The following is a 13,923-nucleotide window of genomic DNA, read 5'->3' on the forward strand; positions in this document are numbered from 1 at the left end:
TTTTTTGATTGCTTGCTCTTGCAAGCCAACTTTATTCATGACTCGCTTGGAAATAACGAACGGCGCTTTCAAACAATTTCTGGTCTTTCTGACCTGGAATATTTTGGAAAAGGCCGTCTTCATAACGTTCTGAGTGGCCCATCTTCCCGATGATTTGACCGTTCTTGCTCATAATCCCTTCAATAGCGTAGAGAGAGCCGTTTGGATTATACTTACTGTCCATGCTTGGCTGACCATCAAAATCCACATACTGACTCCAAATCTGACCATTATCGCGCAGCTCAGCAAATTCCTCAGCCGTCACGACAAATTTCCCTTCACCATGAGAAACCGGAATGGCATGGATATCTCCCACTTGCACACCAGCTAGCCAAGGCGAGTTGGTATTGGCAATGCGAGTCTCCACCATCTTGGCCACGTGCTGGTTGGCATCATTGTAAAAGAGAGTTGGGCTGCTAGCACCTGCTTCTTCAAAGTTTCCATAAGGAAGAAGACCAGATTTAACTAGGGCCTGGAAGCCATTACAGATACCAATGATGAGACCGCCGCGAGCGATGAAAGTATCAATGGCTTTCTTGACCTTCTCGTTGAGAAGGATATTGACGATAAACTTAGCTGAACCATCTGGCTCATCTGCAGCAGAGAAGCCGCCTGCAAAGAAGATGATATTTGCCTTGTCAATGTTGTCAACCATACTGTCAACGGACTTGACAATGGCTGCTTCATCCAAAGTGACAAAGGGAACTAGATTGACCTTGGCTCCTGCTGCTTCAAAGGCTTTGGCTGAGTCGTATTCTGAGTTGGTCCCAGGGAAGACTGGAATGTAAACCAGCGGCTCCGCTACTGTCTCTTTGACTTTGATAACTGTATCAGCAACAAGAGCCGGCACTTCTTCAATAACTGTTTCTTGTTTAAATTCTGTCGGATAGATCGGTTCTAGTCGGCCTTCAAAGCTTGCCAAAAGCTCTGCTCCCTCAAGCTGGACACCATTGACAATCAGGGTAAAGTCCGGCTTGGTCTGACCGATCTTCACTGCACCTGGAATATCCTGCTCAGGACTGGTAAAGACAAATCCACCCAGCTGCGCCTGCAAAATGGAAGGCAAGTCAGCAACATCCACTTGAGCACCAATGCGATTACCAAAGCTCATTAAGGCCAGACTCTCTGCTAGACCACCGTATTTGACAGCGGCGGCGGCTGTAATCTGATACTTGACCTGAATATCCGCAAAATTTTCAAAATTATTCTTGATTAAGTCAAAGTCAATATCCTGAGATAGGACCTGTCCTGGCAGATAGTAGATAGACTCGCCTGCCGCCTTAAACTCTGGAGACAGAATGCGCCCAGCAGTAGAAGTTGTCACTCCAAAAGCTACCAAGGTCGGCGGTACGGTCAATTCTTCAAAGGTTCCGCTCATAGAATCCTTGCCACCAATAGACGGCAAACCGAGCTGAATCTGTGCTTCAATCGAACCAAGCAGAGCAGAAACTGGCTGTCCAAAACGCTCAGCCTGCTTGTCCATCCGCTCGAAATATTCCTGATAAGAGAAGCGAGCCTTGGCCCAGTCCGAACCAGCAGCAACCAAGCGAGCTGTCGCTTCAATCACTGCATAAGCTGCGCCATGATAAGGTGACCAAGCTGCCACATAAGGATTGTAGCCCTGTGCCATCACAGATACTGTCTCAGTCTTGCCGTGCTCCACTGGCAGTTTCTGCACAGAAGCCTCAGTCGGCGTAATTTGGTAGCGCCCGCCGATAGGATGATTGACAGTAGAGCGACCAACAGAGCTGTCAAAGATTGTCTGCAGCCCCTTTTGACTGGTATGATTGAGGTCGCTGAGCAAGTTCTTAAGGTTCTGCTCCAAAGTCGCTTCAGAAGTCACAGCTTGCCCTGGCAATGCTGCTTGGGCATCCACAACCTTGGCATCCACAACCACGCGCACACCATTGGTGTCCAGAAAACTCCGCTCTATATCGACGATGGTTTCCCCGTTCCAGTGCATGACCAGATTTGGCTTTTCTGTCACTTTGGCCACAACGACTGCCAGCAGATTTTCCTTAGCTGCTGCAGCGATAAATTGTTCGACATCTTCTGGGCGGACCACTACTGCCATCCGCTCCTGCGACTCAGAAATCGCGATTTCTGTTCCATTAAGTCCTTGGTATTTGAGCGGTACCTTGTCAAGGTCAATTTCCAGCCCGTCTGCCAATTCACCAATAGCCACACAGACACCGCCGGCCCCAAAGTCATTGGATTTCTTAATGAAGCGAGTTACATTGCCATCGCGGAAAAGGCGCTGAATCTTGCGCTCCTCAATAGCATTTCCTTTTTGTACTTCCGCGCCAGCCGTCTCCACAGACTTCGCTGTCTGCACCTTGGATGATCCAGTGGCACCGCCGACACCATCACGACCCGTCTTGCCTCCCAGCAAGATGACCACATCACCTGCTGCTGGTTTTTCACGGACAACATTTTCCTTAGGAGCCGCACCGACAACCGCACCCAGCTCCATCCGCTTGGCTACAAAGCCTGGATGGAAATACTCACGGACATAGGTCGTTGCTAGACCAATTTGATTCCCGTAAGAAGAATAGCCATGCGCTGCAGTTTTTGAAATGACCTGCTGAGGGAGCTTGCCAGCCCGCGTTTCAGCAATCGGCTGAGTAATATCGCCCGCACCTGAAATCCGCATAGCCTGATAAACATAAGAACGGCCAGAAAGCGGATCACGAATAGCTCCGCCGATACAGGTCGCAGCCCCACCAAAGGGCTCAATTTCTGTTGGGTGGTTGTGGGTTTCATTTTTAAACATCAGCAGCCAAGGCTCTTTGACGCCATCCACATCCACTTCAATCTCTACTGAGCAGGCATTGATCTCATCAGACACTTCCATGTCATCCAGACGGCCATTAGCTCGCTCATAGCGACCAAAAATAGTCGCCATATCCATGAGGGTCTGCGGTTTGTCACCACGTCCTAGCTCATCGCGCATAGCCAAGTATTTATCATAAGTGGCCTGCAGTTGCTTTTCAAATTTAGAAGCAGAAAAATCAATCTTCTTCAACTCCGTCTCAAAGGTCGTATGTCGACAGTGGTCGGACCAGTAAGTATCTAAAACCTTAAGCTCGGTCTCTGTCGGGAAACGGCCAATCGACTTGAAATAGTCTTGAATAAAGAGCAAATCTGCTACTTCCATAGCCAGACCATGCTCCTGCTTGTAGGCTTTAAAGTCCGCTTCCGTATAGTCCTTAAAGAAGTCCAGAACCGGAATGGTCTTATCTGACTCGGAGAATTGCTCCAGCTGGATTGGTTGCTCAATATCTTTAAAGCGTGAATCAACTGGATTCAGCAAGTATTTCTTGATTGCTGCCAACTCGCTGTCTGAGATGTCTTTATTGACCAAATAAAGCTGAGCGGTTCTCACCAGAACATCTGTCCCAGCACCGAGCAAAAAGAGGGCCTCCTGAGAGCTGGCTGCCCGCTGGTCAAACTGACCCGGCAGCGCTTCGATGGCAAAAAACGCTGTCTCTGCAAGTGCAGCCTCTACTTCCTCTTCCGCCAGCAATCTATCAGTCACCTGCTCGGAGAAAATATGCTTTTCAGCACGAGAAACCAAGTCTTCTGCCAGATGAAAGACATCATAAACTTGAATCATCCGAAGATCTGACAATGTTTTCAACTGAAGATTATGCGTCAGCTCTCTCACCAAGCTCTGTGACTTCACACCGAAGTTGCTCTTCTTCTCTACAAAAATACGCTTGTCCATGATTTTTCACACCCTGTCCTTACTTAATCGCCTGCAATTTTTCCCAAACAACCTGATAGACATCTGTCAGTTCACCAAGGCCACGCCGGAAAACGTCCTTGTCCATGTGATGGCCTTCCGCATCCCAGAGACGGCAATTGTCTGGTGAAAATTCATCTGCCAGAATAATCTTGCCATCTTTGTCAAAGCCAAATTCTAACTTGAAATCAATCAATTTCAGTCCGATTTGGCGGAACCAGTCTGACAAGAGCTCATTGATCCGACGAGTCTCCTCTTTCAAAAAGGCAATCTCTTCGTCACTGGCAATCTTCAAGAATTTCACATGCTCGTCATTGATGAAAGGATCGTCCAAATCATCATTTTTATAGTAAAATTCCACAATCGGCGTTTCAAGCGCGATGCCCTCTTCTACTCCAAAACGTTTGGAAAAAGAACCCGCTGTGTAGTTGCGCAGCACCACTTCCAAAGGAATAATCTCTACTTTTTTATTTAACTGGTCCGTATCCGAAACCTTCTTAATGAAATGCGTCGCCACACCAGCTGCATTGAGTTTCTCAAAAATAAAAGATGAAATCTGGTTGTTGAGCACTCCTTTACCAGCAATCTGCTCCTTCTTGACTCCATTAAAGGCCGTTGCCTGGTCCTTGTAGCGTGCCAGAATGACTTGCTCATCATCTGTAGAGAAAATATCCTTAGCTTTTCCCGAATATAACAACTTATTAGACATTTTAATATTCGCCTTTCGTGGTTTTATACCCTCATTCTATCATCTTTAAATGCATTTTACAAGAAATTCCGTATAAACTTTCTGTATCCATCTGAAGAAATCGTTTCCTTTCCAAGATACGAAAAAAGACCGGCATATACCGATCTTTATTTTTAATGTTGCTTCTTCAGTTTCTCATGGATATAAGCCACCACATCGGAAATTGTTTTGAAGTTATCCATATCCTCATCAGGAATCTCAATATCAAAAGCTTCTTCCAGATTGATGATAAATTCCATCAAATCAACAGAGTCCACTCCCAGTCCTTCTTTCAAGCTCAGTTCTGGAGTGACATGCAGCTTACTGCTGTCATGTTCTTGAATGATTTCGACAATTTTTGCATAAATTTCTTTTTCGCTCATAGTTACTCCTTTGCATCTGAAAATTCAATAACCGATTTACCAACAACATCCGTTTCCAGCATGGTCCGAATCTGACGAATCGTGCTATAAACAGCCTTAGCATCGCTAGAGCCATGCGTTTTGACAACAGGCGCTTTCAAGCCGAATAGAACTGCACCGCCTGCACTAGAATAGTCCAGACTATTCTTGAGCCCTCGCAGGCTATCCTTGAGCAGCCAAGCTCCCAATTTAGCCTTAAAACCACCGCCTAAAATAGACTTCTTCAGCTGACCCATGATACTGATAGCAGTTCCTTCGATTGATTTCAGAACAGCATTACCAGTAAAGCCATCTGCAACGACAACATCCGCTACATCATCCATCAAATCACGCGCTTCCACATTGCCGATAAAGTTAAGTGTTGAATCCCCAGCTAAAAGCTCGTAGGCTTCCTTGCGCAGAGGGTCGCCCTTGCTGCTTTCTGTTCCGTTATTCAAGAGACCCACCCTCGGCTTCTTGATTCCTCTGACATTTTCAGCATAGAAAGAACCCAAAGTCGCATACTGGTGTAAATGATGGGCTGTGTTTTCAGCATTAGCTCCCAAATCCAGCATATCAAATCCCTGACCGCCAACCGTTGGCATAGTAGATAAGAGACCCGGTCGGTCAATGTTCTTGATACGCCCCACGATAAAGAAACCTGCCGCCAAAAGCGCTCCAGTATTTCCAGCAGACAGCATGGCATCTGCTTCCCCTGCTTTCACAGCCTTGGCTGCCAGCACCATACTAGCCTCTTTCTTCTGACGGATGGCCTTGGTTGGCTCGTCGTCCGAGTCAATCTTTTCCTCCGTGTGGATAATGCGGATCCGCTCACCAGCAGTCAGATAAGGCTTAATTTTCGCCTCATCGCCATAAAGGAGAATTTCAATATCCGCAAACTCCTGTACCGCTCGATTGGCTCCTTCGACCAGAGCCCGAGGGGCATTATCTCCGCCCATAGCATCAACAGCTATTCTTTTCATTCGATTTATTCCTCGTTCTTATCTTTTAAAATGCTTCCCCAGTCCCCCAGAGAATCTATAAATTTTTTGGATTTGAGATGGATGCCGACATATTCATCATAGAGCAGGTCGATAAAATCCCGCAGCTGCTTTTTAATATCTGGCTTCAAAGAAATGGTCTCCAATTCGCTAAAACGGACCGCCTGAAATTGGTCCAGCAGAAAAGGAAGATTGGGATTGAGATGGCAGCGTCGTTCATCTTGATGGTAATGATCAGGGCAAAGGACTCCGCTATATTTGAAAGAGAAGTCAAAAGGCAGACCCGTCCGATGACAAAAGGCACAGTCATGGAAGTTCAGTGAAACTCCAAAACGTGACAAAATCTGAATCTCAAAGATATTGGTCAGCACTTCATAGTCCAGACCATTATTCATCAGCTCCAGGGTTTTCTGCAGAAAGGCAAAGAGAGCCGGATCTGGCTGATTGTCCTGAAGACTGGCATCTGCCAAGGCTGCCACATAACTGGCATAAGACATGATGAACAAGTCCTCATTGATCTGATGGTAGGTGACGACATCCTGATAGTCCTCGATATAGCTAAGGCCATCATCATTGATTTTCATTAGCAAGTTCGCTGCAGTCAAAGGCTGAATGACGGGTGCTAGCTTGGATTTACCAGCATGCTTGACGAAAAACATACGCTTGCCAGCCTGTTCCGTAAAAATCTTGACCAGCTTATCATCCTCACGGAAATTGCGGTTATAGAGAACTAGACCTTGACTTGTTAGAGATTTAAGCATAGTCCTCCATGTAGTCCTTGAGGCGTTTCAGAGCTTCTCGAATCGTCTCCATACTAGCCGCGTAGGACAGGCGGATATAGCCTTCCCCGTATTGACCAAAAGCCGCTCCCGGGATAAAGGCCACAGCCTTCTTCTCAGCAAAATCCTGCAGAAAGGCGAAAGAATCTTGATTATAACCATCTGGTATCTTAGCAAAAATATAAAAAGCCCCATCTGGTTTGATGATCTTAAAGCCTAGCTCTGCCATTTTCTCTATGATATAATCGCGACGCTGGATATACTCAGATTTCATTGGTTCCGCATCATCTTTCCCAACTGTCAGGGCTTCAATGCCAGCAAACTGAGCCATGGTATTGGCCGCTGTTACGAGATACTGATGGCTCTTAATCAGCTGAGCAGTGAAAACTGCTGGAGCAAAGATAAAGCCCAACCGCCAGCCAGTCATGGCATGAGACTTAGACAGGCCGTTGATGACAATGGTTTGGCCTGGCAGATACTCCGCAATGGAGACATGCCCCTGCTCCGTATAGGTCAGTTCAGAATAGACCTCATCACAGACCACAAAGACTTGGTATTTTCCTAGGACATCAGCTAGAGCTTTTATCTGCTCCCGCGAATAAGTCACGCCGGTTGGATTGGCTGGATAATTGAGAATGACTGCTTTTAGTTGCTCGCCCTGTTCTAAAATAGCTGCTTCCAGCATCTCTGGAGTGAGGACAAAGTTATTGGCCGTTGTGTCAATCTCGACAATCTCCGCCCCCACTAGATTGACAATGGGCTCATAGCCTGGATAAGCAGGAGCTGGCAGCAAGACCTTGTCGCCTTCTTCTAGAATGGCTGTCAGCGTAGCCGACAAGGCCTCTGTTGCCCCGATAGTGACTAAGACCTCATCTTCTGGGCGATAGTTCAGATTGTACTTTTCTTTCACAAAGCTGCTAGCCGCCTGACGCAGCTCCAAGAGACCGCTCATACCAGTGTAGTGACTTTGATTAGCATCAATAGCCGCCTTGGCCGCTTCTTTGATATGATCCGGTGTTGTAAAGTCCGGCTCCCCTAAGGTTAGCCGAAGAACTCCCGGAATAGCAGAAATTGATTGGTCAAACTGACGAATCAGCGAAATTTCTATTTTTCCTAAGTTTTTATTAAATTTCTTACTTAAATCCATACATACCTCCAGCCGCTCAATAGAACTATTATACTATAAATGCAGAAGCATAGCAAAAGCTATTACATGATTTCTTATGCAGAAAAAGGACTAAGCTTGCACTCAGTCCCTTTTTTCCTTTCCTTAAAATTCTTCTCTGGCAGATAATGGATATAGCCACATCTCATGTAACCGGCCAATCAACGAGTCGGAGTATAGGTCAATTCCTTGCCATGCTTGGCCAGAAAATCTGGCAGTTCCGAATCAGGAATTTGCCGCAAATAAAGGTTAGAACGAATCGTGTCATCTTCCTCACGGCAGGTTGAAAGAACCAAATACCGGTCGCTCGCCTTAATCTTCATTTCTGGATCCTTTGTCCGAGCGGCCTCATAGATATTTCTAAGCTGAGTTGTAAAGTCCTCATCATCCTTAAACTCCGTCCTATAAAAAGCTGTCTCTTCCGGCACGATGACCAGTCCCATAGCTTGATAATAATACTTCCGCTCAGGAGTCTCAATCACGACATACCTATGTTTGTCAAAATAATCCTGACGATCATAGTAGTTGACATCATTAAACATGCGATGATCTCCTGCCTTGCTGCCCCGAGCATGCCCGAAAAGCCAAGTCAGACGATCGCTGAAATCTTTATGATTATCTTTATCCATGAAGACCGCACCCATATAGGGTTCTTGCTTTCCTTCAAAAGTCTTTAGCAGATAAGTCGCATTATCTTTCGTTTGCACCACTGGCTCATCCAGTTGCGTACCAGGAGCATAGACATAGCCTATTGTTTCTGAATTCACAGCCTTCAGTTTAGCAAAACGCTCGGTTAAATAATCCTTTTCTGTCTGACTAGAATATGCTGTAGAAGAGCTTGACGATTCAATCCTGCTGGGAGGCGAAACTCGAGGCTTACTGGCTGTTCCTGAAGAACGGAAAGCATAAAAAACAGAAAAAATAACCAGAAAAACCAGTAGGAGGCAGATGCCAACAACAAGGATCTGTTTCTTATTCGAAGCTTGACTCCTATCTTTTTCTTGCATAATTTAAAAATCCTTTATTTTTCATTTTTGATAAAAAATATCACCGAACGAAGGCTCAGTGATATTTAGGCGTTAGCACAAATTAAAGACAAAATTATTTGACTGCACTTGTTTTAGGAAGTGACTTGTCTTCAGAGTTTTCCTCATTTTCCTTGTTCTCTTCTTTTACTTCCGGAGCTTTTTTTGCTTTATTTTCTGATTTTTTAGTCCTCTTTTTACCTGCTGCTGAAGAGGATGCCGCCGAAGATTGAGACGGTACCGGAAAAGTCGGAACTGATGAAGAGGCTGTGGAGTAAGGTGCTGCCGAATAAGCCGGTGTAGATGGATCTGTGGTAGACGGTGCCTCTGAAGACTGTTCCGCATTAGCCGACTCTCCTTCACCAATAACAAGAACTTTGTTACCAGCTTGATCCTCCATCACTGCACTCTTGCCAACTGGTGCTTTCTTAGCTTCAGCAACTTGCTGATCCAGAGCTGATTGTGCGTCTCTATAGGCCTGCAGTTCATCCATAATTTTGCCGGATTCTGCGTCCGTACTCCCTTGGGGAACTTCATTATTATCAATGTCATTAACCCAAAGACTGCCTGTACCCTCAGCAAATACTGGTGCAGCAGCCGCAAAAAGAGAAAGGGCTACAGCACTTGAAAGTAAAACCTTTTTCATTATCTCATCTCCTCTTTACTTTTCAAAAATAATTGTAACTCCCCGTTACCTAATATTACCTACTATTAAGTATAGTTCGAACTCTAAAAAAAAGTCAAGAATTTTACTACATAAAAATTTCTAAAATCAAAGAATACCAAGGGATGAGACAAATTGTCAATTTACCAACTATTTAAATGGTCATTTATTTATATTTGAAACATCAAGTAGTTTGACTATTCTTCCAAAGTTGATGTTAGATTCTTTTTAAAAAAGTAGGAATGAAATAAAAAGAAGCTAGGAATCAAACTTCCCAGCCATATATATCAGATTATTTTTTCCCTATTTCAAATAAGGGTGACAGAGGCCGTTTCTCATGAATACGAACAATAGCTTCCCCTAAAAGATGCGCAATGGAAATCTGATCAATCTTATCAATCAAACGCTCTTGAGGTAGATAAATCGTATCCAACACAACCAATTTTTTAATCGCCGACTTTTGGATATTATCCATAGCCGGACCAGACAAGACTGGATGCGTACAGCTAGCATAGACTTCTACAGCCCCCGCTTCAGCTAGAGCGTCAGCTGCATGACAGATAGTTCCCGCTGTATCAATCATATCATCAATTAGGATACAAGTTTTTCCTTCCACCTTACCGATAATGTTCATGACTTCGCTGCTATTCATCTTGTCTACACTACGGCGCTTATCAATAATGGCAATCGGAGTTTTCAGAAACTCTGCTAACTTACGGGCCCGACTCACACCACCATGGTCAGGACTGACTACCACATAGTCGCCCCCTGTTATATTACGGCGCTCAAAGTAATCAGCAATCAAAGGTGCACCCATCAAGTGATCTACTGGAATGTCAAAGAAGCCCTGGATTTGCGCTGCGTGCAAGTCAATAGTCAGCATCCGATCCACACCAGCAATTTCCAACATATTAGCAACTAATTTAGATGTAATTGGTTCACGAGCTCTAGCCTTGCGATCCTGTCGAGCATAGCCATAGTAAGGCATGACAACATTGATTGATTCAGCGCTAGCCCGTTTCAAAGCATCTACCATAATCAAAATTTCCATCAAATTATCATTGACTGGCGAGCTGGTAGACTGCAAAATAAAGACGTGTTTCCCGCGAATAGATTCTTCAATATTCACTTGAATCTCACCATCAGAGAACTGACGGACAGTTGATTTCCCAAGTGGCAATCCAATCTCTTGAGCAACACGCTGCGCTAATTCTTGATTAGAAGAAAGAGCAAAGAGTTTTAAATCAGAAAAAGACATGATTCCCTCCAGATTCTAAATCGTCTTTCATTGTCCAATTACAACTTTTCCCAACTACCATTGTAACTTTTTTCAGTTGATTTTTCAATTAAAAATAAAAAACGCCAGAGGCGCTTTTTACTGATTAGTTCGGATAGATATATGAAACTGTACCTTGTGCAGTTGTTGGATTAAACCATCCACGGTAGTTACCGATTGATTGTTGTCCAAGGTAGTTTGCTTCTGATACTTGGATGCTTGTAGTAGATTGAACAGCAGTTACTACTGCAACGTGTCCGTATCCACCGTCAGTCCAACATGCAATTGCGCCAACTTCTGGCTGTGAACCAACACGGAAGCCTGCTGCTGCTGCGCTTGCTGACCATTGTCCACCATTACCCCAGTAATCGCCAGCCCAAGGAGCTAATGTCTTAGCACCCCAAGTACATTGACCTACTGGATAAGAAGAGGCAGATGAGCTATAAACTGGTCTATTTGCACGGGCAACAGATTGAGTCACTGCAGGTGCTGCCGCAGCTGGTGCTTCAGAAGATGAAGGTGAATTAACAACTGCTTGGACCTGAGCTTGCAGAGTAGTGTTACCTGAAGCTTCAACTGCTTGACGTTGTGCTTCTTGTTCTGCTTTATAAGCTGCTTCACGAGCTGCTGCTTCAGCTGCTGCTTTTTCAGCTGCTGCTTTCTGTTCAAGAAGAGAATTCTTTTCATTTTCAGCAGTCGCTTTTTCAGCTGCAAGACTTGCCTGAGCTGCTTTCAGTTCAGCTTGTTTTGTTGCCAAAGTTTGTTCATCATCAGCTAACTTTTCTTGGTTGGCAATAACAGTATTGATAGCTTCGTTATTCGCAACTTGCTTTTCAGCAATTGCTTCTTTATCTTTCTTTTGTTGTTCCAGCATCTTGTTATTTGCTGAAACGATTTCGCTCATAGCTGCTACACGAGAGATAGCTTCTGTGATAGAGCTAGAATTTACAACTGTATTGATGTAGCTAGTAGCAGTTCCGTTTGTTTGGGCACTGCGCGCTTGATTAGCAAGTGACTCATTACGAGCTACGATGTTTTTAGACAGTTCATCAATCTCAGCAGAAAGTCTTGCAGATTCAGCAGACAATTTTTCGTTTTCTGCTTTAAGCTCTTCTTGTTGCTTTTGAATAGCAGATACTTGGCCTTGAATCTCGTTGACTTGTGCCTGAGCTGATTGTTGTTGCTCTGTCAAACTATTAATCTTGCTGTCTTGTGCAGCAATCTTTTCATCAGTTGTCTCCGCTTTAACGCTCACAAGTGCAGCTCCTTGTGAAAGGATAACTGTACTCAATAAAATTGATGTGAGTAGTTTTTTCTTCATAAAAATAATACACTCCTTCTTATAAGACATTATCTAGTATACCAGAAAATACCGTATCATATGTTACGCATTTGTTACATTTTTATTTCTTGTTTATCATAAATATATTTTTTCGAAAATAGGCTGAAAAATGAGGAATATCAAGCTATTGAGGAGTATAGTCGGTACTAGACTGCTAAGGACAAAATCTTGTAAATTCAGACTAGAAAGATTCAAAAATACTGCAAAAGCAAAACTAGTTAATTCAAATAAAAATATAAGAATCAAAACAGACAAAAAGCGAGTAAATTTATTTAAAAGCATAGTCGAACTAGACTGACAAACCAAGAGACTTAAAAGAGGAAAAAGAATAAGAGCAATACCGATGGTATGAAAATAGTAAACATCGTAAATCAGCCCCAGACAGCAAAACAAGAGAATATTGTAGTTTCTAGAGAGGTTGATGGACACAAAAAGCATGAAAATAAAGATAAAATGACCGACTAAATGCCATTGTAAAGGCAGAATATTAGCCAGAAAAGTCGAAACCTGCCCATCAATCAGTAAAACAAAAAATAAAATAATAGGAGTCAAAAAATGTTCTTTAATATTTCTCATATCAGTTTCCTACCAACATTACAGCACGGATATCCGACAAATCAGCAGCCGGCTTAACCAGGACAATCTTGTTTAACTGATCCTTAGCCTCAGACACGGAAAGCACCTTACCGACAGGAATATTTTCTGCATTATAAGCACCCAAGCCACTGGTTGCCACCTCATCTCCCTCTTTTATATCTTCAGCACTATTTAACTGACTGATGATATAAGCAGAGTTTTTTTCATCATAACCAGTAATAATCCCATAAACTGGACCAGACTTAGTTTGAATTCTAACAGAAATTTTAGTTGAGTTTTCCTCGTTAGTCAGTAGAGATACTAAGCTAGACTGACTACTAGTTTCAGAAACACTTCCGACAAGACCACCATTAGCGACTACTAGCATAGCATCAGTCACATTATCAGATGTCCCCTTGTCAATAGTCAGCTCATTTTTCCAGGATGCTGGCGTACGGGCAATCACTTCGCTGGCAATTTGTATTTGATTTTTATCGGCCTCTTTAAATTCCAGAAGTTGTCGCAACTGCTCATTCTCATCTTCTAAGGAATCTGCCTTCCCAGCCTTTTCCTCAACCTCATAAAGATTTTTCTTGAGCAGCTGATTCTCTCTGTAAGTAGACATCAAATCTGATATTTCTTCTTTTTTATCAGCTACAAAAGTAAAAGGAGAGCTGACAAGTCTATCTACCAATGAAATAATATTTGAAGTAGTTGATACAAACCAACTAGAAGAGGTAGATAAGATGAGTATCGTCATTGCAACAACTAATACAAAAAAAGAAATCAGAAACTTAGACTTTTTAAATCGATTCATCAGAAAAACCTCACTAAACAGGACAAGAAAGTATAAGAAAAGGAGATAGCAAATGCTAAACTCCTTATTCATACGGAGAATGGGGGATTCGAACCCCCGCGCCGGTTACCCGACCTAACGATTTAGCAAACCGTCCTCTTCAGCCTCTTGAGTAATTCTCCAATATTTAATGGGCACGAGTGGACTCGAACCACCGACCTCACGCTTATCAGGCGTGCGCTCTAACCACCTGAGCTACGCGCCCAAGTTCGAAAACTTGGTATGAACTTTCGTTCAAAGCGGGTGACGAGAATCGAACTCGCGACAACAGCTTGGAAGGCTGTAGTTTTACCACTAAACTACACCCGCATTTCCAATACGATGATG

The 13,923-nt window shown here is 43.8% G+C and carries 12 protein-coding genes and 3 tRNA genes; all 15 read right to left on the bottom strand.

The genetic code is table 11. From position 1 onward, the window contains the following. Positions 1–31 precede the first annotated feature (31 nt). Positions 32–3,766: a phosphoribosylformylglycinamidine synthase gene (locus tag RG608_RS05940; protein WP_268687848.1), complete on the bottom strand. Its 3,735-nt coding sequence runs from the start codon at positions 3,764–3,766 to the stop codon at positions 32–34. A 19-nt stretch (positions 3,767–3,785) separates the two neighbouring features. Next, positions 3,786–4,493, bottom strand: a complete 708-nt coding sequence (gene purC / locus RG608_RS05945; protein WP_268687847.1) for a phosphoribosylaminoimidazolesuccinocarboxamide synthase — start codon at positions 4,491–4,493, stop codon at positions 3,786–3,788. A gap of 152 nt (positions 4,494–4,645) precedes the next feature. After that, entirely contained in the window at positions 4,646–4,894 is a 249-nt protein-coding gene (locus RG608_RS05950; protein ID WP_268687846.1) for an acyl carrier protein, read from the bottom strand. A 2-nt stretch (positions 4,895–4,896) separates the two neighbouring features. Beyond that, positions 4,897–5,895: a phosphate acyltransferase PlsX gene (gene plsX, locus RG608_RS05955; RefSeq protein WP_268687845.1), complete on the bottom strand. Its 999-nt coding sequence runs from the start codon at positions 5,893–5,895 to the stop codon at positions 4,897–4,899. A 5-nt stretch (positions 5,896–5,900) separates the two neighbouring features. Then, positions 5,901–6,674, bottom strand: a complete 774-nt coding sequence (gene recO, locus RG608_RS05960; protein WP_268687844.1) for a DNA repair protein RecO — start codon at positions 6,672–6,674, stop codon at positions 5,901–5,903. Then, on the bottom strand, positions 6,667–7,839 hold the full coding sequence (locus RG608_RS05965) for a pyridoxal phosphate-dependent aminotransferase (RefSeq protein WP_268687843.1): 1,173 nt from the start codon (positions 7,837–7,839) through the stop codon (positions 6,667–6,669). Before RG608_RS05965 ends, recO begins: the two co-directional genes overlap by 8 nt. 179 nt (positions 7,840–8,018) lie before the next feature. Continuing rightward, the gene (srtB, locus tag RG608_RS05970) at positions 8,019–8,864 is read right to left on the bottom strand and encodes a class B sortase, LPKTxAVK-specific (RefSeq protein WP_308946703.1); all 846 of its coding nucleotides are present in this window, start codon (positions 8,862–8,864) and stop codon (positions 8,019–8,021) included. A gap of 94 nt (positions 8,865–8,958) precedes the next feature. After that, positions 8,959–9,528, bottom strand: coding sequence for a hypothetical protein (locus tag RG608_RS05975; RefSeq protein WP_268687841.1), 570 nt, complete (start codon positions 9,526–9,528; stop codon positions 8,959–8,961). A gap of 310 nt (positions 9,529–9,838) precedes the next feature. Next, the gene (locus RG608_RS05980; RefSeq protein WP_268687840.1) at positions 9,839–10,804 is read right to left on the bottom strand and encodes a ribose-phosphate diphosphokinase; all 966 of its coding nucleotides are present in this window, start codon (positions 10,802–10,804) and stop codon (positions 9,839–9,841) included. 124 nt (positions 10,805–10,928) lie between these two features. After that, complete coding sequence (gene pcsB / locus RG608_RS05985; protein WP_268687839.1) at positions 10,929–12,143, bottom strand: peptidoglycan hydrolase PcsB; 1,215 nt, start codon at positions 12,141–12,143, stop codon at positions 10,929–10,931. A gap of 96 nt (positions 12,144–12,239) precedes the next feature. Continuing rightward, positions 12,240–12,740 (bottom strand): rod shape-determining protein MreD, encoded by a 501-nt coding sequence (gene mreD, locus RG608_RS05990; RefSeq protein WP_268687838.1) that lies wholly within the window; start codon positions 12,738–12,740, stop codon positions 12,240–12,242. A 1-nt stretch (position 12,741) separates the two neighbouring features. Next, complete coding sequence (mreC, locus tag RG608_RS05995) at positions 12,742–13,557, bottom strand: rod shape-determining protein MreC (RefSeq protein ID WP_268687837.1); 816 nt, start codon at positions 13,555–13,557, stop codon at positions 12,742–12,744. A 73-nt stretch (positions 13,558–13,630) separates the two neighbouring features. After that, positions 13,631–13,718, bottom strand: a tRNA-Ser gene (locus RG608_RS06000). Between the two features lie 9 nt (positions 13,719–13,727). Continuing rightward, positions 13,728–13,801 (bottom strand) — tRNA-Ile (locus tag RG608_RS06005). 33 nt (positions 13,802–13,834) lie between these two features. Further along, positions 13,835–13,905 (bottom strand) — tRNA-Gly (locus tag RG608_RS06010). Positions 13,906–13,923 lie beyond the last annotated feature (18 nt).

Source organism: Streptococcus sp. IsoGale022 (genome assembly GCF_031142805.1).
Lineage (GTDB): Bacteria > Bacillota > Bacilli > Lactobacillales > Streptococcaceae > Streptococcus > Streptococcus sanguinis_A.